Below are 19337 nucleotides of genomic sequence, written 5' to 3' on the forward strand. Positions count from 1 at the left end.
GGCCGAACGTCCAAAGTAGAAGCCCAGCGGCGGTCAGCGCGGGGCGGCGAGGGCTCGGTTGGCGCCGAGGATGCCGTCGATCTGGTCCGGGGGGACCGGCTTGGCGAAGTAGAAGCCTTGCGCGTAGCGGTAGCCGAGGGCGTGCAGGCGGTCGGCCTGTGCCTCGCTCTCCACGCCCTCGGCGACCGCGCGCAGCGCGAGCGTGCTGGCGATGCCGCTCAGCGAGGTGGCGATGGCCTCCTGCTGGGCGGTGCCGTTGAGGCCGTCGATGAACGACTTGTCGACCTTCAGCGTGGTCACCGGGCAGGTGCGCAGCAGGGTGAGCGACGAGTGCCCGGTGCCGAAGTCGTCCAGCGCGATGCCGGTGCCGAGTTCGCGGAGCGCCTGGACGGCCGCCACCGCGGCGCCGCCGGCGAAGACCGCGGTCTCGGTGATCTCCAGGGTGAGCCAGCGCGGTTCCAGGCCGTGCCGGTGCAGCGAGCCGGCCACCTGGGCCGGCAGTTCCGGGTCGAGCAGCTGGCGGGCCGAGACGTTGACGCTGATCCAGGGCGCGTTGTCGCGGTGCCGCTGGTGCCAGGCGGCGGCGTCGGCGCAGGCGGTGTCGATGATCCAGGCGCCCAGGTCGACGATCAGGCCGGTGTGCTCGGCCACCGGGATGAACTCGGCGGGGGAGACCGCCGGCCCGCCGTCCGGGTGCCACCGGACCAGTGCCTCGACGCCCTGCACGATGCCGTGCGGCAGCTCGACGATGGGCTGGTAGACCAGCCGGAACTCGCCCAGCTCCAGGCCCCGGCGCAGGGCCGCGGCGATGTGCGCGTGGTGCTCGGCGGTGGCGTCCAGGGCGGCCGAGTGCGTGTGGTAGCGGTTGCCGCCGGACTGCTTGCCGGCCTGGAGCGCGAGTTCGGCCCGGCGCAGCAGGTCGGGCACCATGTCGCCGGACCCGCTCGCGACGCCGACCGTGATGGTGACCAGCAGGTCCCGGTCGTCCACGCAGAGCGGGGCGCGGAACGCGTGCAGCAGCGCCTCGGCCAGGTCGACGTCGTCGGCGAGCGGGTGACCCTCGGGCACCACCACGCCGAACTCGTCGCCCAGCAGCCGGGCCACCACGGCGTCGGCGCCGATGGTGAGGGTGAGCCGGGCCGCGGCCTCGCGCAGCAGCCGGTCGCCGTAGTCGTCACCGAGCGAGTCGTTCAGCGGCGCGAAGCCGTCCAGGTCGATGACCGCCACCGTGGTGGGCGCGGTCCGGCGGCTCAGCACGGCGGTGAAGAACCGGCGGTTCGGCAGCCCGGTGAGGTCGTCGTGGTCGGCCCGGTCGGCCAGCCGGTCCAGCAGCTTGGTGTTGTCGGCGACCGCGATGAGCTGCCGGATCGACACCAGGATGATCAGCGCCATCGAGCCGGCGGCCAGTTCCGGGCGCAGGTATCCGGTGTGCAGCGTGATGGCCAGCAGCATGGTGACGGTGAGCGCGACCGCGAGGTAGGGCACCAGGCTGACGCTGCGCCGCCACACGCTGGCCCGGGTGTGCCGGTCCGAGGGCAGCGGCTGCAGCGTCGCCTGCGGGACCAGGTTGGCCCGGGTCTGCGCGCGGCCGGCGACCGCGAACATCAGCCCGGCCAGCGGGATCGCGATGGCGATGCCGTTCAGGTGCGGCCAGACCTGGAAGACCGGGGTCAGCAGCAGGGCGAGCGGCGCCACCAGGCCGATCGGCGCCAGGGTCCACAGCGCCGGTCCGTGCACCGGCTCGGCGCCGGTCATCCCCACCTTGATCACGGCGAGCACGGCGGCACCCGCGGTGCCCAGCACGATCAGGTACAGCGCGGTGGTCAGCGGGCCGCCGCGCCCGGTCAGCACGGTCGCCGACATGAACTGCGCGGCCACCAGCCCGGCGGCCACCGCGACGACCGCGATGTCCAGGCACAGCGCCACCGTCGAGCGCCGGTTGCGGCGCCGGTTCGGCAGCCGCAGGATGGCCAGCACGGCGAGCAGGACGGCGGTCAGGAACAGGCCGCTGACCAGCGGGAGGGTCGGCGTTCCGATGGTGTTGTTGCCGTGCGTCAGCGAGTCGTAGCCGCGGAGCGCGGTGGCCGCCGCCATGAAGCCGGCCGCGACCGCCAGGCGCCGCCAGAACAGCCGGACCGGCCCCTGCCCGCTGACCGCGGCGACGGCACAGGCGAGCGCGCCGGTCGCGCCGGAGGCGGCGGCCGGCGGCCACAGCGCCCAGCCCGGGATGTCCCCGACCATGCCGGTCACGGTGAGCAGCCCGACCACCGCGACCCAGGCGCCGGTGAGCGCCACCAGGTGGCTGGAAGCGCGCAGCGTGCGGGACGCTGATGGCATCGCCGTTCCTCCCCGCCGAGCGGTCCGGACCAGGTGATCCGGTCCGATTCCTCGCCTTAATCGGCCGCGCCGGTGCCCGCTTGAGACTTCTGTGACAACCTCAGACATTTATCGGTATCAATTGCTTGCACAGAGGACTCCTTTTAAGCTGTCAGGGTTTGGGAAGCCCCATCTTCCATTGAGGAGCATCAATTGATTTCCGAGCGTCTCCCACGCGTGATCTGGCCACTCTTCCGCGCCGTACTCGGTCTGCTCTTCGCCTGTCACGGCCTCGCCAGCCTGTTCGGCGTGCTCGGCGGCAACCGCGGCAGCGGTGAGCCGATCCCCGCCGGCACCTGGCCCGGCTGGTACGCCGCGGTCATCCAACTCGTCTGCGGCCTGCTCGTGCTGGTCGGCCTGTTCACCCGCCCGGCCGCGATCCTGGCCTCCGGCTCGATGGCGTACGCCTACTTCGTGGTGCACCAGAAGACCGGTCTCATGCCGATCGAGAACGGCGGCGTGAACGCGGCCCTCTATGCCTGGTCGTTCCTCGCGGTCGCCGCCCTCGGCGCCGGTCCCTGGTCGCTCGACGCGTTGTTCGGCAGCCGGCGCGCCTCCTCCGCCGCCACGACGGAGGAAAGGCCGGCCGAAGAGGTCGCCGCCGCAACCACCTGAGCCAGGCGACCGGCACCCTACGGCCACAGCGAGGTGGTCGTACGGGGTCGCCGTCGACGTTCCGGTCGGAATCCGGACAGCCGGGTGCCCGATGGGCCGGCCTCGAGGGCCGGTCTTTTCTTGTGCACGCCTGCCGGAAAGCCTTACGCGACGCCGGATCGACCGGCGGCGCGTCGGTGTTTCGGGGTTTGCCACGAGTGAATGTCGGGGTGGCAGGGGGCGGAAACCCGGAGGCGATCAGTGGCGCCGGTGCGTCACCCTGAGCACACAGGGAGACACATCGGATCGGAGCTGATCGACATGCGAAGCCAACTACTGGCCGCCCGGGCCGCCGCGCTCTTCGCCAGCGAACTGCCGTCGGGGACCCGCCCGCCGGGGGCCGTGGTCGAGGCCGCCATCGGCCGGGCCGTGCGGACGTTCGGGGTGAGCGGGTGCGTGGCGACGCTGGCCGCCGCGTACGGCGAGTGCCCGGAGACCGCGATGCCGAGAATGCGCTGGGCACGCGGCGTGGTCCTGAGTCTGTACGACGTCCGGCGCCCGGAACCGGAGCGGGAACTGGCCGCCGCCTGATCGCCGCCCCGGCCGGGCGGCGGCCCGATCCGGGGGATTAGGCGACGGTTCGCGCGGCGGCGGAGCGGGCCTGGCTGCGGACCAGCCTCAGCGAGACGGCGGTCAGGGTCAGGGCGGACAGGAACAGCGCGAGGTGCACCGCCGGGTTGGCGATCGGCACGAAACCGATGACCGCCACCGGCACCTGCACGATCGCGATGAGCCCGGCCAGCCACAGGCGGTTGCCGCGGCCCCACAGCAGGGCGGTCCACACCGGCGCCGAGGCGACCGCGACGGTCAGTCCGTCGAGCAGGGCGTGCAGGGCCGAGTTGTGCACGGCGTTGTGCGCGAACGCCTGTGCGGGCGAAGCCACCCAGAGGGCGGCGAGGACGACGGTGGTCAGGATCGCGGCTCGACGCATCGGAAACCTCCCGGTCGATCACTTTGAGTAACGATGCTATCGGCGATGAGCGGGGGAAAGCGGGTTCCCTCATCTTCACGCGCGACCCTTCACGCGCGACCGCTCACGCGGCGGCCAGCAGCGCCAGGCCCATGCCCGCGCTCATCGTGCCGTGGCACAGCGCTGCCCAACTGGGCGGCGGTTGATCGGTGGACGCGGTGGCCAGCCGGCGCAGGCGCATGCCGCGGATCACCCAGCACAGCGCGGCCGCCACCAGGTAGGCGCCGAGCCCGGCGCTCACCCACGCGGCGTAACCGTGATCGTGATGCGTGCCGGCCGGCATGGCGGCGCTCATCCAGACCATGGCGGCGGTGGCGCTGGCGAAGAACATCGGCGCGACCCGCTGCCCGGCCGATCGGGCCGCGCGGGCGACGAACCATCCGGTGGCGGGCACGAAGATCGCGATCCAGGCCGGCGCCGGCAGGATCCCGCCCCAGGGCCAGATCATGGTGATCATGGACGCGCCCATCACCAGGTGCAGCGCCTCGGTGAGCCGTTCCGCCGGGGCCGCCGGGCGCAGCACCCGGACGAGGTGGAAGCCGGCGGTCGCGGCGAAGGCCACCGTCAGCGCCCAGCGCAGCGGCTCGACAGCGATCATCGGGCCGAACGCTAGACGGCGCCCCCGGCCGGGCGAAGCGTTTCGCGAACAGCCGACCGGCCCGGCACCTAGCATCGGTGACGAGCCGAGGGGGAGCCCATGCAGGAAGCCAAGCTGCTGTCCGAGACCGACGCCGGCGCCTGGGACCACGACATGCTGGCCAGCGCGATCGACGTGCTGCGGGACGGCGAGAACGCGGTGACCTCGTGCTCGGCCGCCATGCTGGCCGACCCGCACGCCGGCCAGCTGGCTGGCGCGGTGGCCCGCGACCTGGACACCGCCGACGTCCTGGCGGTCACCGCCCGGCTCCTGATCCGCCGGGCCGGGGTCGACACCGCGCTGCTGCGGGTCCAGCTGGAGGCCTGCGCGATCGCCTGCGAGCGCAGCGCCGAACTCTGCGGCCGGCACGCCCACCACCACGAGCACTGCCGCAAGTGCTCCGAGGCCACCCGGCGCTGCGCCGAGGTCACCCGCGAGCTGCGTCAGGCACTGCCCGCCTGAGCCCGGTCGGGTGAACCCCGCTCAGCGGCGAGCACAACCCCGGTGAGCTGCGGGTTCGTTGCGGTCACGGGTGCGTAGACTCCCGGGACAAGAACGTGATGGTGATCGGAAGCCGGTGCAAGTCCGGCACGGTCGCGCCACTGTGACCGGATCACGCGGGTTGGTCCGGAAGTCAGACCTGACGCCGTCACAAGACCCCTGCAACGGGACGCGAGATCCCGGGGAGGCTTGTGATGCGTACCGTGATTGCGGCCCTGGTGCGGCACTGGCGACGGCGCCGGGACGCTCTGCCGGATCTTCCCCAGCAGGTGGCCGGGCTGATGCGTTCCGGTGGTTGGCGGCGGGTGACCGTGGCGGCGGCGATGGGACAGCTGGGCACCGACGTGGTGGGTGTGGCGGCGGACGGGCGGCGGTGGGTGGTGCGCTGCCATCACGACGCGGTGCGGCTGGGCCCGGCGGACGTGCGGCGGTTCGCGCAGACGTTCCGCGAGTTCCGGCGCGGCGAGGTCGCGGTGCTGGTGACCGACCAGCCGGTCTCGACCGCGCTGCGGGACGCCGCGCTGCGCTGCCGGACCACCCTGGTGGACCGCGCCGGGCTGGTGTGGTGGGCCTGCGTGCAGGCCGGCCTGCGACCGCCCGCGGCGCTCACCTCGGCGGCCCGCGTGCCCGGCAAATCTATTCCGGAAGCCGACCGTCCGGAACCGCCCCTATCGTGAACGCCCATGGAGGAACTGCAGGCGGGGCTCTGGCACTGGCAGGCGCCGCACCCGGACTGGACGCCGCAGGATCACTGGCCGCGGGTGGTTTCCTCGTACGCCATCGACACCGGCACCCACCTGCTCCTGCTGGATCCCCTCGCCGTGCCGGACAAGCTCCTCCGGACCGGCCGCCCGCCGGTCGTGGTGCTCACCGCGCCGTGGCACGAGCGCGACACCCGCCGAGTGGTCGCGGAGTTCGACGCGCCGGTCTACACGCCGTCCGCGGACACCGCCGATGACCTGTACCGCAAGTACGGCCTCACCATCGACGACATGGTCCGGCAGTTCGGCGTCACCCCGGAGCGGGCGGCCGCCGGCAGCGGCGATCTCGACTGGCTGCCCGACCAGAACAAGCAGGTGTACGCCGCGGGCGACCGGCTCCCGTTCGGCATCGAGGTTTTCCCGGGCCGCGAGCGCAACGACGTCGTGCTCTGGATCGAGAGCCACCGTGCGGTCGTGGCAGGTGACTCCCTGGTCGACTTCGGCAGTGGACTCGCGATCCGGCCCGAGACGCTGACCAGGGGGGTCACCCGCGAGCAGGTGATCGAGGGCCTGCGGCCGCTGCTCGACCTGCCGGTGCACCTCATGCTGCCCGCCCACGGCGCCCCGGCCGGCCGGGGCGCCCTGGAGCGGGCACTGGCCGGCTAGCCGCCGAAGAGTTCGCCGATGCGGTCCTGGAAGGTCAGCACCGAGAGCGTGCCGAACAGCAGCAGCGACCAGATCAGCACGGCCAGCCGGATGCCGCGGACCCGGATCGGGGCCGGCAGGATCTTGCGGTTGACGAGGATGAGCAGGCCGGAATAGATGAACATCATGAAGCCGCCGACCACCGCGGAGATCACCAGAAGCACGATGGGCTGGCCGAAACCGGCCAGCAGGACCGCGATGCCGATCAGGACCAGGCCCCAGACCAGACCGGCGTAGATCTTGCTCTCGTTGGCGTTGCGGGCGTACGAGGTCTTGATGACGTCGGCGGCCAGGCGGCTGGTGTAGTCGACGATGCCGAGTGCCGCCGCGAACAGCGAGAACGCGCCGATCGCCCAGAAGAAGTACTGGAACCAGGAGCCGACCCGCTCGCCCAGAATCTGGCCCTCGACCTCGAGGAAGCCGATGTTGTTCTCCAGGCCCTCCCGGCCGAACACCGTCGAGTAGGCCAGCAGCGAGGTGAACAGGATGGTCAGGAACGTGATCAGGACGAACGTGGTGAGCTGCTCGATGTTCGCGAACTTCCACCAGCCCTTCCAGCGCCGCAGATTGTCGTCGGTCGGCTCGAAGACGTAACCGGTGCTGGGCGCCGCCTCGGCCTGGCCGGTCACCGGGCTGACCAGCCGGGGCACGTACGCGCCCATGCCGAAGCCCTTGTCCCGGATCCAGTTCGACTGCACCAGGTTCTGCCCGCCGCCCGCGCCGGCGAACGCCAGGGCGCCCAGCAGCAACGCGAAACCGAGTTCCTCGACCGGGATGCGCGGCTGGGTGACCACCTCGGGCAGGTCGCTCCACGCCGACGCGCCGATCGCGAAGATCGCCGCGACCAGGAACAGCGTCAGCACCGCGGCCACCTTGAGCATCTGCGCCTTCTCCAGGGCCACGTAAACCACCGGGGCCAGGGTGAGGATCAGGCCGATCACGACCAGCATGCCGATCGCGATCCACGTCCGGTCACCACCGAAGAGGTACGTGGTGAGCGTGGCCGAACTGGTCACCCACCCGGGCCACAGGTTGGCGAAGTAGGTGAGGACCGCGAACACCAGGCCCCAGTGCCGCCAGTACCGGCTGAAACCGGTGAGCGCCGTCTCGCCGGTGGCCAGCGTGTACCGCTCGATCTCCATGTTCAGGAAGTACTGGGTGACCAGGCCGACCAGGGCGGCCCAGACAAAGACCAGACCAACCTGCGAGGCGATGTACGGGAACAGGATGAACTCGCCGGAGGCCAGACCGACGCCGGCGGCGATGATGCCCGGTCCGATCAGCCGCCGGTAGTGGTGCGGCTCGTCGGGCAGATCGCGGACCTGCGGTGCGGGAAGGTATCGGGTGGGGAAGGCGGCCGTCACCCGGGCTGCTGCCTCGGTTCCGGCCGGTTTGCCTGCGTCGTCGGTGGTCGCCACAGATGCTCCTCGATCGGGTCTTCAACCCTCTGCCCGGACTCCTGGTGTGTCAAGCGTCACAGGCAGGTCGGCGCTGGTAGGGATGGGGGTCGGGTCCGATTGCGGGCGGCAGACAGATCATGGACGTAACGGCCCCGTCCGGGACCGTCTGCGGCATCGTGCTGATTGCCGGCGTTCATGATCGTGAACCGGCTACTGTCGACGACCTTGACCCGAGGGAGTACCCCGAGCGATGGCGATTGATGCCTCTTCACCGCTGGCTGATCCGCAGCAGATTCAGGGCAACATCCTGCGGCCGTTCGGGGGCGAGTGCCAGGCGTTCCTCTTCCTCTCCTTCGCCAGCGACCGCCGGGCCGCCCGGCGCTGGCTGGGCCGGCTGGCCGGCCGGATCTCCGGGACCGGCGACGTCGGTGAGTCCCGGGTGTCGCCGGCCAGCTCGCGGATCGCGCCGGGCCGCTCGCTGACCGGCCTGGGCCTGACCGCCACCGGCCTGGTCCTGCTGCACGGCGAGGTGGCCGGCGACCTGGCCGGGTACGACGCGTTCTGGCGCGGCCCGCTGGGCCCCCGGTTCGACGACGCCGGCCTGCTCACCACGGCACCGGCCCTGCTCGGCGACGTGGACGAGAGCGACCCGCGCAAGTGGGTGGTCGGCGGGCCGGACGGGCCGCCGGTCGACGCGATCGTGACCCTCGCGGCCGGCGACCCCGACACCCTGCACGCCGCTGTCGACCGCGAGATCAGGGCCGCCGACGACGCCCAGGTCGAGATCCACCGGATTCCCGGCGAATACCGCGACCGGGCCCAGATCGGCCGGGTGCTGCGCAACGCCGACGGCAAGCGGATCGAGCACTTCGGCTTCGCCGACGGCATCTCCCAGCCGGCCGTCCGCGGCTACCCCGACCCGGAACTGAGAAGCCGCCGCACGCCGTCCGCGGTCATCGCGACCGGCGAGTTCATCCTGGGCTGCGCGGGCGAGCGCCGCCCGGCCACCTGGGTGCCGTCGCCGTCGCCGGCACCGTGGATGGTGGGCGGCTCGTTCCAGGTGTTCCGCCGGCTACGGCAGAACGTGCCCGGCTGGTGGGACAAGATGAGCGACCTGGCCGGCGCGGGCGGCGACCCGGACGAGGAGGCCGCCCGGGTGCTGGGCCGGCATCTCGACGGCAAGCCGCTGGCCCGCCTCCGGAAGGGCGGCGACCACAATGCGTTCGACTTCGGCGGCGACGAGGACGGCGAGCGCACCCCGCTGTTCGCCCACATCCGCAAGATGAACCCGCGCGAGGACCGGGTGTTCCGCGACCGCGGCCACAAGATGCTGCGCCGGGGCATCCCGTACGGCTCCGAGTGCAACCGCGACCACCGCGACGACGCCGACCGGGGCCTGCTGTTCAACTCGTTCATGGCCAGCATCGAGAACCAGTTCGAGTTCCTCCAGCGCCGCTGGGCGAACGACCCGCAGTTCCCGGCCAGCACGGTGGCCCGCTACCGCCCCGGCACCTTCGAACGCCGCGTCGACGGCCTCGACCCGGTCCTCGGCGACAGCGCGGAGGCAGCCCGCCGGCGGCTCGGCGACGACGTGGTCGGCCAGATCCCGAAGTCCGCCTTCGGCGGCCTGGTGACCACCACCGGAGCGGTGTACGCCTTTGCGCCGTCGCTGCGCGCGTTGCGGTCGCTGGCCGGATCAGACCGGCTCGGGGCGCCGTAGCCGGGTGATCCGCTCCAGGAGGGCCTCGAGGTCGGGGCCCTCCTCGGCGGCGATCCAGTCGGGCAGCGGCGGCAGTTGCGGGCCGGGCGGCAGGTCGGCGCCGCTCAGCCGCCGGTAGGCGTGGCGGTGCTCCACGGTGGGCGCTCGCTCGCACAGCCCGCGGTAGATCACGGCGGCGGTCTCCCGGGCGTCGGTGTCCGCCGGGTCGAGCTGCCAGGCCGCGTCCAGCAGCACGGCCACCTCGTGCGCCTCGTTCCACTTGCCGGTCGCCTTGCGCAGTTGCTCCGCCGCGCTGCCGGCGTCCAGCCGGCCCGCGGTGACCCGGAGCCGGACCGCAAGCGCGTACGAGATGACCTGGGTGTTGCGTTCGTCGTGTTCCTCGGCGATGTGTAGCGCCTCGGAGTTCAGCCGCTCGGCCTCGTCGGGACGCCCCGCCGCCAGCTCGACCCGCGCCAGCCGGTGCAGCCACTCGCACAGCAGGTAGGGCGCCTCCAGCTGCCGGCTCAGCTCGATGGCTCGGCCCAGCAGCCGGGCCGCATCCTCCGCGTCGTCCTCGGCGGCGGCGATCGCGCCCAGGTGGGCCAGTTGGTCGGCGACGCTGGTCCAGTCGCCGAGCTCGACCGCCACCCGCAGGGCCTGCATCGCGCAGACTCGGGCCGCCCCGAGGTCGCCTACCTCCCGGTAGATCTCGCTGAGATTGCCGATGATGACGCTGCCGGTGTGCCGGGCGCCGATGTCCTGCGCCACGGTCAGCGCCTGCCGGTAGGACGCGAACGCCTCGATCAGGTCGGCCCGGCGTACGTATCCCCAGCCGAGGTTGCAGGCCGCGTTGAGCGTGCTGTGCCGGTCGCCGGCCCGCTCTGCGGTGGCCAGCGACCGGCGCAGGTGGTCGAGGGCCGCGTCCAGCCGGCCGCTGTTGAGGTGCACCAGGCCGATGTGGTTCAGCGCGGTGCTCATCGCGGACAGGTCGCCGGCCGCGGCGGCCATCGCGAGGTGCCGTAGGCCCAGGTCCAGCGCCTCGGCGTAGGCGCCCTGGCGGTACAGGGCGAACGTCATCCGGTTCATGGTGCGCGACTGGCCCACGATGTCACCGATACGTTCGAATCCGTCCAGCGCCCGGGTCAGCCAGGTCACCGCCTCGGCGTCGGAGTGGGTGTACATCAGCAGGTCTCCGAGCTGGCGCTGGCCGGCGGCGAGGATGTCGTCCCGGCCGGCCTCCTCGGCGAGGTCCATGCCCTTGCGGTAATGCTCCTCGGCGTCGGCCCACTGTCCGGTGTGGTAGTGCACGGTGCCGATCTCGACGTGCAGTTCGGCCCGCTCGTCCCGGGGGAGCAAGGGCAGCAGACGGCCGTAGTAGTGGGTGGCGGTCTCGTTGGCGTACATGGCCTTGGCCCGGTCGCCCGCGGCCCGGAACCAGACCAGCTGCTCGCCGGTCCGCTCGGTCCGGCCGTAGTGGTAGGCCAGCACGTCGACGTACTGGGAGAGCCGGTCGGCGAAGGTCTCCTCGACGAACCGGCCGACCTTCTCGTGCAGGGCGGCGCGGGTCTCGTGCGTGATGCTCTGGTAGGCCGTCTCCTGGGTGATCGGGTGCTTGAACTCGTGCTCCGGTTCGATCTGGTCCGGCACCGGCTGGGTCAGGTCGCGCTCGTGCAGGTGGTGCAGGTGCTCCTCGACCTGTTCGGTGGCGCCGGCGGCCGGATAGACCGAGGCGATCCACGGCGGCTGGAACCGCCGGCCGATCACGCTGGCCACCTTGACGGTCGCCTTCTCGTCGTCGGTGAGCTGGTCGATGCGGGCCATCACCAGGCGTTGCAGGCTGTCCGGCACGTGCACGGCGGTCATCGCGCGCGGATCGGCCGGGTCGATGCCGTGCCCGTGCAGATAGCTGACCAGCTCCTCGATGTAGAAGGCGTTGCCGCCGGCCTGCTCCGCGATCTGATGCACCAGCTGCGCGGCCACGGTCGCCGCCGGCCCGTACCGTTCGCGCAGACGCAGGGCGGCGAGCCGGTCGGTGTCCGCCCGCGGCATGTGGGTCAGGGTCAGGCCGGCCAGGTTGGCCAGCTCGGCGAGCTTGGCGGGTACCGGCTCGCGGGAGGTGGCGAGCAGCAGCACCGGCAGGTCGGCGATCTGGCCGGCGATCATTTCGAGCAGGGCCACCGACGCCGGGTCGATCCACTGGCAGTCCTCCAGCAGCAGCACCAGCGGCCCGCCGGCCACCCGGTCGCGCAGGCAGGCCACCAGGGTGGCGCGCAGTAGCTCGTCGCGGCCGACCAGGTCGAGCTGGGCGGTCAGGTCGGTGTCCGGCATCGGCAGGTTGATCACCGCGGCCAGCAGCGGCGCCCGCTGGCCGGTGCCGTCGTAGCGGGCGACCCGCTTGGTCAGCGCGGCCTGCTGCTGGGCCAGCGGCAGCGCCGGGTCGACGCCGAGCAGCTCGCGCCAGATCGACCGCCACACCCGGTAGCCGGCCCGGGTGCCGTGCGAGCGGCAGCTACCGGCGTACCCGGTGAAACCGAACGTCTGCATGGTCCGGAACGCCTCCGCGGCGACCCGGGACTTGCCGATACCGGCTTCGCCGTGCACCCAGACCACCTGGCCGTGGCCGTCGCGCACCCGCCGGGCGAGGCTGTGCAGCAGTTCGAGCTCCCGGGCGCGGCCCACCAGCCCGCCCGGCGCCGGCGACGGCACCGAGGTGGCGGGTGCCGGCTCGCGCGCCTCGCGCACGTGCCAGACGCGTACCGGCTCGGCTTTGCCCTTGGCGGTCACCGCGGACGGACCCTCGGCGACCACCACGTCGCGCACCCGCTCATAGGTGGCCTGGTCGATCAGCAGACGCCCGGGCGGCGCCGACGCCATCAGCCGGGCGGCCAGGTTGACCGCGTCGCCCACTACGGCGTATTCGCGCCGGATGTCGGAGCCGACCTCGCCGGAGTAGACCGGGCCGGTGGTGATCCCACCCCGGTACGGCCCGCCGGGCAGGGCCAGCAGCTCGAGGCAGCAGCGCAGCGCGCGTTCCTCGTCGTCCTCGTTGCTCACCGGCGTGCCGAACACGGCGACCAGCACGGTGCCCTTGTCGTCGGCCATCAGGTGCCGCAGATGCCCGCCGTACCGGTCGATGATCGCGACCCCGGCGGCCAGGTAGCGCTGCAGTTCCTGCACCGACGCCGGATCGTCGATCACGAGGTCGGGCAGCCGGACGAAGGCCGTGCTGACCTTGCGGTGCTCGTTGACCAGCTCGTGCCGGCCGGACCGCAGGCGGGCCCGGATCGCCGGGTGCAGGAACGGGGTGAGCAGGCGTTCCAACTCGGCAGGCGGCGGCGCCGGAACCGTTGACGGGTCCTCGTCCGCACCCGGCGGGCCGGCCATCGCGCGCAGCCCCTGGTCGACGACGATCTCGCCGCGGTCGGCCTCGTGCAGCGCGGTGATCGCCCGGTCCAGCGCCGGGCCGGCAACCACGTGCTGGAGCCGGATCGCCGGGTCGCCCAGCAGCATGACCAGCGTCGGGCCACCGGCCAGGCCGATCCGGATGGTCAGCGACTGCGGCCCGTCCGGCGTGGACACCGGGCCCACCGACGCGGTCGCCGTGCGAATCAACTCGGCGCACCGGATCGCCCGGCCGGCCGCCGCTGCCCCGGTCTCCGGGGAGTAGCGGAACATCCCGACCAGCGCGTCGCCGGCGAAGTCCACCACGCTGCCGCCGGAGCTGGCGATCGCGTCCGCGGTCACCGCGAACCACTGGTTGATGATCCGGGTGAGCTGCTCGGTGCCGTAGCTCCCGGCGCTCGACAAGCTTTCGGTCATCGCGGTGAAGCCGGCCACGTCCGCGTAGAGCAGGACCGCGTCACCCGATTCGGTGACTGGCGGATTGTTGACATTGGTGGCCGAGAGCAACAGGTGTAGGACATGCTCGGGCAGGTACGAGCGCCAGGTCGCGGCGAGGTCACTCGCGATCTGCGGCGTCTGGAGGCGCGAGTCGGTCACGCCCGGCATGGCCACCCTTCGCGTCGTACGGTCGCGCTCGCTGCTCACTGCCCACCATCGGTCTATCAGTCGCGTCAAGGGAGAACGGACATGAGTCATCCGGTCAGCGATGCCGCGTTCGAGCTGCTCGGCGCGTGTAAGCACTCGCTGCGGTTCGCCTTCGGCGCCCCCCTCGACTATCCCTATGCGCCGGCCAAACTGGCCGTGGAAAACCAGCCACCGGCGTTGTTCCGGCGGCTCCAGGCGGTGTCGCCACCGCCCGCCCGGGACGGTGATCCGTGGCAGACCGGCATGAAGCTGGACGACCGGCCCTTCGATCCTTCCGACCCGGACACGTGCGCCGGCCGGCTGGCCGACGTGAAACACGACGAGGATGCGGCGTCACTGGATACACCGGACCCGGAAAAGATCGTACTTGACCGTTGGTTCAGTGTTCCGAAGCAGCCGAGCAAAATGTCCTTCCCGGGTGCCGACGAGGGCCGCTACCTGACGTCGATCGCATACTGGAGCCCGATCCCGCCGTCCGCCACCGAGGTCTCGGTCGGGGTCGAGTACTACGGCGCGTTCCGGATGGACTGGGCGCGTCCGCCGCAGGACCGGTGGGTCGCGGTGAGCCTGGACGCGTTCTGGCCGGCCGAGCGGGACAGCGCCGACCTGATCATCCCGCTGGGCAAGTGCGACGAGCAGTGTCCTAACTCCTGACGACGACACTCCTGACGACGACCGGAACCCCTCGGGGGTCTGCCGAGGGGCCCCGGTCGTCCGCGCTGTCCTTACGACACGACGCAGGTGGTGCTGTTCGGGCCCTCACCGATCTTCTCGGGCTCGTCACCGGAATCGTTGCCCTCGAAGAGGTCGCAGATGCCGATGTCGCCGTCCAGGTTGAGGCCGGAGAGCCGGGCGGTGTCACCCAGGTTGACGTTGATGCCGACCAGCACGTCGCCGTCCGACGCGGTGATGTTCGACAGCGTCACCGAGCGGGCGGCCTGCGTGGAGCAGTTGCCGCACGAGCGGTAGAACTTGCCGAAGTCGGTCACCTCGAAGTTCCGGATGGTCACCGAACCGCCGGCGCCCCGGTTGTCCTGGAACACCTTGTCGGACGCCTGCGCGGCGCTGCCACCGTCGACCACGACGGTCGCGTTGGTGCCCCGGAAGGTGGCCGCATCCTCACCGACGTCTTCCCAGAAGACGTTGCGCAATGTGCAGCTGCCCGCACAGTGCACCCCGTCCGCGGCGGGCGAACCCAGGATGACGTTGCTCAACGTCGCACCGGCGGCGAGCCGGAACAGCGGGTCCTGCCCTTCGTCCTGCCCACCGTCACCGAGATCGCCGGCGCCGACGAACCGCTTGTTGGCCCCGTCGAAGTTGCCGGAAACCTCAATGGTCTCGGTAACCTGCTGCTCCCCGGTCGCCGGCGGCACCTCGGCCGAGGCCAGCGAAGCCGTCGTGGCCACAGCCGCCATCGCCACCGCCACAACCGCGGCACCGATGACCAAACGTGGTCTTTTCACAATCTGCCCCTTTCTAGGTCACCCACCTCTAATTCGGTCAAGGTGGGCTGCTGCTGAAAAGTACGTCGCAGATGAACGAGCGGTTAGGGCTAGACCGCAGTCAATGTCTTAATTCCGGCTTAATCAATGCTTTGTTCACAGCCTGTATTGCTGCAAACCCCACGTCAGCGGCGCGGACTCAGCAGGGCTTTCGAGGGTGCCCGGCGGATAACGGTCTCCCGCTGTCGACGATGGAGCAATTTGTCGACCCCGGCATTGCCGCGACCCGAACAGTTGCCGAGGCGGAACGGAGCTCACCTTCTCCCGCCACCGGGCACCGCCACCGCGTGCCGGGAACCGCTGACCGCATCATGAGCCTGTCCTGGACTGCGGACGACCATTCCACCCGCCGGGAGACCCTCCGGAGCAAAAGCCGCGTAATACCTTATAACGTCGCGCCACCGATAGATCGTGGCGAGTTCCCGTCCGACCGGAACACCGACTCTTCGAGATCGCGGCCCGGAGCCACCACCGCCAGGCGGCGGCAGGTGTCGGCGCGCTGTGGCACTTCACCGGCCGCGCATCAATCAAATGGGGGTCGAGCGGTCCGGCATCTATCGGATATTGCACGAGTTTTCGGGTGCTGGCGTCAAGATCTTCGGGTGGCCGGCCGGGAGGTGGGAGCGAGCCGACGATTCCCTTGACACGTGTGAGCGGCGCCACATACGTTCGGTTGGGCGGAACTGAAACATTTCAAAAGGCCGGAGGTCGTGGGATGGCGATGACGGACCTGCTTGCGCCCAAGCGGCGGCGGAAGACGCGGATCGGGCTGGTGGCGGGCGGGCTGGGGACGTACTGGCCGCAGTTTCCGGATCTGTTGCCGCAGTTGCAGGAGTCGGCCCGGTATGTCGCGGAGCGGTTTGCCGAGATGGACGCCGACGTTACCGACGTCGGGTTCATCTCGGATGCCCAGGAAGGCGCAGCGGCCGCCGAGAAGCTGCGCCGGGTCGACTGTGACCTGCTGGTGCTCTTCCTGACGACGTACCTGACCTCTTCGATGGTGCTGCCGATCGCGCAGCGGGCCGGGGCTCCGGTGCTGGTGATCGACCTGCAGCCGACCGAGAAGATGGACCACGCCACCTTCGGCACGGGAGCCTGGCTGGCGTACTGCGCACAGTGCCCGGTGCCGGAGGTCGGCAACCTGTTCCGGCGGGCCGGCATCGAGTTCCGCAGCGTCACCGGCTGGCTGCGGCAGGAGTCGGCCTGGCAGCGGATCGGGCGGTGGGTGCAGGCCGCGCACATCCGTGCCGCGCTGCGCACCGCGCGGCACGGGCTGATGGGGCATCTCTACCCGGGCATGCTCGACGTCTCCACCGATCTGACCCTGCTGCCCACCACCTTCGGCTCCCATGTCGAGGTGCTGGAGTTCGACGACCTGCGGGAACGCGTGAATGCCGTGACCGGCGACGAGGTGGCCGAGCGGATGGAGCTGGCCCGCAAGATCTTCGTGCTGGACGAGTCGGTCAAGCCGGAGGACTTCGCGTGGGGCGCCCAGGTGTCGGTGGGCCTGGACCGGCTGGTCGACGACTTCGCGCTGGACAGCCTCGCGTACTACCACCGCGGCCTCAACGGTGAGCAGCACGAACGCCTCGGCGCCGGGATGATCCTGGGCGCCTCGCTGCTGACCGCCCGCGGCATTCCGGCCACCGGCGAGTACGAGCTGCGGACCACGGTCGCCCAGCTGGCCACCCAGGTCGCCGGGGCCGGCGGCTCGTTCTGTGAGATCCAGGCGCTGAACTTCGAGGACGACGTGGTCGAAATGGGGCACGACGGGCCGGCCCACCTGGCGGTCAGCAGCCGGCAACCGCTGCTCCGCGGGCTCGGCGTCTATCACGGCAAACGCGGCTGGGGAGTGAGCGTTGAATTCGACGTACGCCCTGGTCCGGTGACTTTGCTCGGTCTTGGGCAGGATCGGGATGGCAGCCTGTCCTTCATCGCCGCGGAAGGGACGGTGGTGGACGGGCCGCTGCTCGCGATCGGCAACACCACGAGCCGGGTCGACTTCGGGCGGGACCCGGGGGAGTGGGTCGACGACTGGAGCGCGAGCGGCGTGGGGCACCACTGGTCACTGTCGCTGGGGCATCGCGCGGCCGACTACCGCGCCGCGGCGAGCCTGCTGGGCATCCCCTGCCGGCAGGTGTGAAACCGCGATTCGCGTAACGGGCCTACCGCTGGGTAATACGCGTCGGTAACCTGCTGGGTGCGAACCGTACTCGGATCGAGGGGGTAAGCCGTGACCACGACCCAGGGCAAGCCGGCCGACGTCTCGGAGAAGCAGGCCCGCCAGGTGGCCGAGGCCGCCCGCGAGTCCGAGTGGCGCAAGCCCAGCTTCGGCAAGGAACTGTTCCTCGGGCGCTTCCGGCTCGATCTGATCGACCCGTGGCCCGAACCCGAACCCCGCCCGGACGCCGAAGAATTCATGAAAAAGCTGGAGACGTACGTCCGGGGCGTGGACGGCACCAGCATCGAGCGCGACGCCCGCATCCCGGACGAGGTGTTCCACGGTCTGGCCGAGTTGGGCGCGTTCGGCATGAAGATCGACAAGGAGTACGGCGGGCTCGGGCTCAGCAATCTGCACTACTGCCGGGCACTCACCCTGATCGGGTCGGTGAGCGCGGCCACGGGTGCCCTGCTGTCCGCGCACCAGTCCATCGGCGTACCGCAGCCTCTGAAGACCTTTGGCACCCCCGAGCAGAAGAAAGCCTTCCTGCCCAGGCTCGCCGCAGGCGAAGTCTCCGCGTTTCTGCTGACCGAGCCGGACGTGGGCTCCGACCCGGCGCGCCTGGCCACGATCGCCGAGCCGGTCGAGGGCGGCTACCGGCTCAACGGGGTCAAACTGTGGGCGACCAACGGCACGCTGGCGACGCTGCTGGTGGTGATGGCGCGCGTCCCCGGCAAGGGCATCACCGCGTTCGTGGTCGAGGGTGACTCGCCGGGCATCACCGTGGAGCGCCGCAACGAGTTTCTGGGGCTGCGCGGCCTGGAAAACAGCGTGACCCGGTTCCACGATGTGTTCGTGCCGGCCGAAAACGTGATCGGCGGTCCGGGCAAGGGTCTCAAGATCGCCCTGACCACGCTGAACACCGGCCGCCTGTCGCTGCCCGCCATGTGCGTGGGCGCCGGCAAGCGCTGTCTCAACGTGGCCCGCGAATGGTCCGCCGACCGGGTGCAGTGGGGCCGCGCGGTCGGCCAGCACGAGGCAGTCGCCAAAAAGATCGCGTTCATCGCCGCCACCACCTACGCGATGGAGTCCATGCTCGACCTCTGCTGCGTGATCGCCGACGACGACACCAACGACATCCGGATCGAGGCTGCGCTGGTCAAGCTGTTCGCCAGCGAGATGGCCTGGCAGGTCGCCGACGAGCTGATCCAGATCCGGGGCGGCCGCGGCTACGAGAAGGGCACCTCGCTGGCGGCCCGCGGCGAACGCGGCGCCGAGGCCGAGCAGATCCTCCGCGACCTGCGGATCAACCGGATCTTCGAGGGTTCCACCGAGATCATGCACCTGCTCATCGCGCGCGAGGCGGTCGACGCGCACCTCTCGGTGGCCGGCGACATCATCGACCCGGACGCCGGCCTGAGCCGCAAGGCGCGAGCCGGGGTCCGCGCCGGCGCGTTCTATGCGAAGTGGCTGCCGACCCTGGCGGTCGGCAAGGGCCAATCACCGGCGGGCTTCGGCGAGTTCGGCCCGCTTTCAAACCATTTGCGGTACGTGGAGAGGGCGTCCCGCAAGCTGGCCCGGTCCACCTTCTACGCGATGTCGCGCTGGCAGGGGAAGCTGGAGAAGAAGCAGGGCTTCCTCGGCCGGATCGTGGACATCGGCGCCGAGTTGTTCGCCATGTCGGCGGTCTGCGTGCGGGCCCGCGCCGAGCGCAAGACCAGGCCGGAGGGCGTCGAACTGGCCGACCTGTTCTGCCACCAGGCCCGGTTGCGGGCCGAGGCGCTGTTCGACGGGCTGTGGGCCAACACCGACGCCCGCGATGTCCGGGTGGCGCGGCGGGTGCTCGAGGGCCGTTACTCGTTCGTCGAGGACGGCATCGTGCTGCCGCCCGATGACCTGGCCTGGGTGGCTGCCTGGGAGCCGGGGCCCGCGGTGGTGGACGACGTACGCCGGCGGATCCCGCCGCGCTCCTCCGGCGGCTAGC

Annotated in this window: 15 protein-coding genes and 1 riboswitch; of the genes, 9 read left to right on the forward strand and 6 right to left on the reverse strand. The window is 71.1% G+C overall.

What is annotated here, in order from left to right:
- Positions 1-33 precede the first annotated feature (33 nt).
- On the reverse strand, positions 34-2337 hold the full coding sequence (locus tag Ari01nite_RS13865) for a putative bifunctional diguanylate cyclase/phosphodiesterase (protein ID WP_203781619.1): 2304 nt from the start codon (positions 2335-2337) through the stop codon (positions 34-36).
- 216 nt (positions 2338-2553) lie between these two features.
- Between Ari01nite_RS13865 and Ari01nite_RS13870 the strand changes: the two genes are divergently transcribed.
- Positions 2554-2991: a DoxX family protein gene (locus Ari01nite_RS13870; RefSeq protein WP_239162735.1), complete on the forward strand. Its 438-nt coding sequence runs from the start codon at positions 2554-2556 to the stop codon at positions 2989-2991.
- A 300-nt stretch (positions 2992-3291) separates the two neighbouring features.
- Complete coding sequence (locus Ari01nite_RS13875; RefSeq protein ID WP_203781621.1) at positions 3292-3561, forward strand: hypothetical protein; 270 nt, start codon at positions 3292-3294, stop codon at positions 3559-3561.
- A gap of 37 nt (positions 3562-3598) precedes the next feature.
- On the opposite strand, the gene Ari01nite_RS13880 is transcribed toward Ari01nite_RS13875, so the two are convergent.
- Together Ari01nite_RS13880 and Ari01nite_RS13885 are read right to left on the reverse strand one after the other, a co-directional pair.
- A complete protein-coding gene (locus Ari01nite_RS13880; RefSeq protein ID WP_203781622.1) occupies positions 3599-3961 on the reverse strand; it encodes a hypothetical protein in 363 nt (120 codons plus the stop codon).
- A gap of 103 nt (positions 3962-4064) precedes the next feature.
- Positions 4065-4598, reverse strand: coding sequence for a DUF5134 domain-containing protein (locus tag Ari01nite_RS13885; protein WP_203781623.1), 534 nt, complete (start codon positions 4596-4598; stop codon positions 4065-4067).
- A gap of 99 nt (positions 4599-4697) precedes the next feature.
- Here Ari01nite_RS13885 and Ari01nite_RS13890 point away from each other — a divergent pair, with 99 nt between their 5' ends.
- From Ari01nite_RS13890 to Ari01nite_RS13900, 3 genes are all read left to right on the forward strand, one after another.
- A complete protein-coding gene (locus Ari01nite_RS13890) occupies positions 4698-5099 on the forward strand; it encodes a four-helix bundle copper-binding protein (protein ID WP_203781624.1) in 402 nt (133 codons plus the stop codon).
- Positions 5100-5181: 82 nt separating this feature from the next.
- Positions 5182-5329: riboswitch (adenosylcobalamin (AdoCbl) riboswitch) on the forward strand.
- 3 nt (positions 5330-5332) lie between these two features.
- A complete protein-coding gene (locus Ari01nite_RS13895) occupies positions 5333-5815 on the forward strand; it encodes a restriction endonuclease (protein ID WP_203781625.1) in 483 nt (160 codons plus the stop codon).
- 6 nt (positions 5816-5821) lie between these two features.
- The gene (locus Ari01nite_RS13900; RefSeq protein ID WP_203781626.1) at positions 5822-6505 is read left to right on the forward strand and encodes an MBL fold metallo-hydrolase; all 684 of its coding nucleotides are present in this window, start codon (positions 5822-5824) and stop codon (positions 6503-6505) included.
- Here the strand turns inward: Ari01nite_RS13900 and Ari01nite_RS13905 are convergent.
- Positions 6502-7962, reverse strand: coding sequence for an Nramp family divalent metal transporter (locus Ari01nite_RS13905; protein ID WP_203781627.1), 1461 nt, complete (start codon positions 7960-7962; stop codon positions 6502-6504). The genes Ari01nite_RS13900 and Ari01nite_RS13905 overlap by 4 nt on opposite strands.
- 232 nt (positions 7963-8194) lie before the next feature.
- Between Ari01nite_RS13905 and Ari01nite_RS13910 the strand changes: the two genes are divergently transcribed.
- The gene (locus Ari01nite_RS13910) at positions 8195-9664 is read left to right on the forward strand and encodes a Dyp-type peroxidase (protein WP_203781628.1); all 1470 of its coding nucleotides are present in this window, start codon (positions 8195-8197) and stop codon (positions 9662-9664) included.
- On the opposite strand, the gene Ari01nite_RS13915 is transcribed toward Ari01nite_RS13910, so the two are convergent.
- On the reverse strand, positions 9641-13642 hold the full coding sequence (locus tag Ari01nite_RS13915) for a tetratricopeptide repeat protein (protein ID WP_203781629.1): 4002 nt from the start codon (positions 13640-13642) through the stop codon (positions 9641-9643). The two genes, Ari01nite_RS13910 and Ari01nite_RS13915, sit on opposite strands and share 24 nt — an antisense overlap.
- Before the next feature lie 90 nt (positions 13643-13732).
- Between Ari01nite_RS13915 and Ari01nite_RS13920 the strand changes: the two genes are divergently transcribed.
- Complete coding sequence (locus tag Ari01nite_RS13920; RefSeq protein WP_203781630.1) at positions 13733-14344, forward strand: hypothetical protein; 612 nt, start codon at positions 13733-13735, stop codon at positions 14342-14344.
- A gap of 71 nt (positions 14345-14415) precedes the next feature.
- Here Ari01nite_RS13920 and Ari01nite_RS13925 read toward each other — a convergent pair whose 3' ends face one another.
- Positions 14416-15153 (reverse strand): pectate lyase, encoded by a 738-nt coding sequence (locus Ari01nite_RS13925; protein ID WP_239162736.1) that lies wholly within the window; start codon positions 15151-15153, stop codon positions 14416-14418.
- A 760-nt stretch (positions 15154-15913) separates the two neighbouring features.
- On the opposite strand from Ari01nite_RS13925, the gene Ari01nite_RS13930 reads away from it, so the two are divergent.
- Positions 15914-17335: an L-fucose/L-arabinose isomerase family protein gene (locus Ari01nite_RS13930; protein ID WP_203781631.1), complete on the forward strand. Its 1422-nt coding sequence runs from the start codon at positions 15914-15916 to the stop codon at positions 17333-17335.
- Positions 17336-17425: 90 nt separating this feature from the next.
- On the forward strand, positions 17426-19336 hold the full coding sequence (locus tag Ari01nite_RS13935) for an acyl-CoA dehydrogenase family protein (RefSeq protein WP_203781632.1): 1911 nt from the start codon (positions 17426-17428) through the stop codon (positions 19334-19336).
- Position 19337 lies beyond the last annotated feature (1 nt).

This window comes from Paractinoplanes rishiriensis, assembly GCF_016862375.1.
In the GTDB taxonomy this organism is placed as follows: Bacteria; Actinomycetota; Actinomycetes; order Mycobacteriales; family Micromonosporaceae; genus Actinoplanes; species Actinoplanes rishiriensis.

Bases quoted from the DNA above. Each gene is read 5' to 3' on its own strand.
- Ari01nite_RS13895 (WP_203781625.1), top strand. From the start codon at position 5,333: ATGCGTACCGTGATTGCGGCCCTGGTGCGGCACTGGCGACGGCGCCGG.
- Ari01nite_RS13920 (WP_203781630.1), top strand. From the start codon at position 13,733: ATGAGTCATCCGGTCAGCGATGCCGCGTTCGAGCTGCTCGGCGCGTGT.
- Ari01nite_RS13880 (WP_203781622.1), bottom strand. From the start codon at position 3,961: ATGCGTCGAGCCGCGATCCTGACCACCGTCGTCCTCGCCGCCCTCTGG.
- Ari01nite_RS13875 (WP_203781621.1), top strand. From the start codon at position 3,292: ATGCGAAGCCAACTACTGGCCGCCCGGGCCGCCGCGCTCTTCGCCAGC.
- Ari01nite_RS13910 (WP_203781628.1), top strand. From the start codon at position 8,195: ATGGCGATTGATGCCTCTTCACCGCTGGCTGATCCGCAGCAGATTCAG.
- Ari01nite_RS13900 (WP_203781626.1), top strand. From the start codon at position 5,822: ATGGAGGAACTGCAGGCGGGGCTCTGGCACTGGCAGGCGCCGCACCCG.
- Ari01nite_RS13890 (WP_203781624.1), top strand. From the start codon at position 4,698: ATGCAGGAAGCCAAGCTGCTGTCCGAGACCGACGCCGGCGCCTGGGAC.
- Ari01nite_RS13865 (WP_203781619.1), bottom strand. From the start codon at position 2,337: ATGCCATCAGCGTCCCGCACGCTGCGCGCTTCCAGCCACCTGGTGGCG.
- Ari01nite_RS13885 (WP_203781623.1), bottom strand. From the start codon at position 4,598: ATGATCGCTGTCGAGCCGCTGCGCTGGGCGCTGACGGTGGCCTTCGCC.
- Ari01nite_RS13930 (WP_203781631.1), top strand. From the start codon at position 15,914: ATGACGGACCTGCTTGCGCCCAAGCGGCGGCGGAAGACGCGGATCGGG.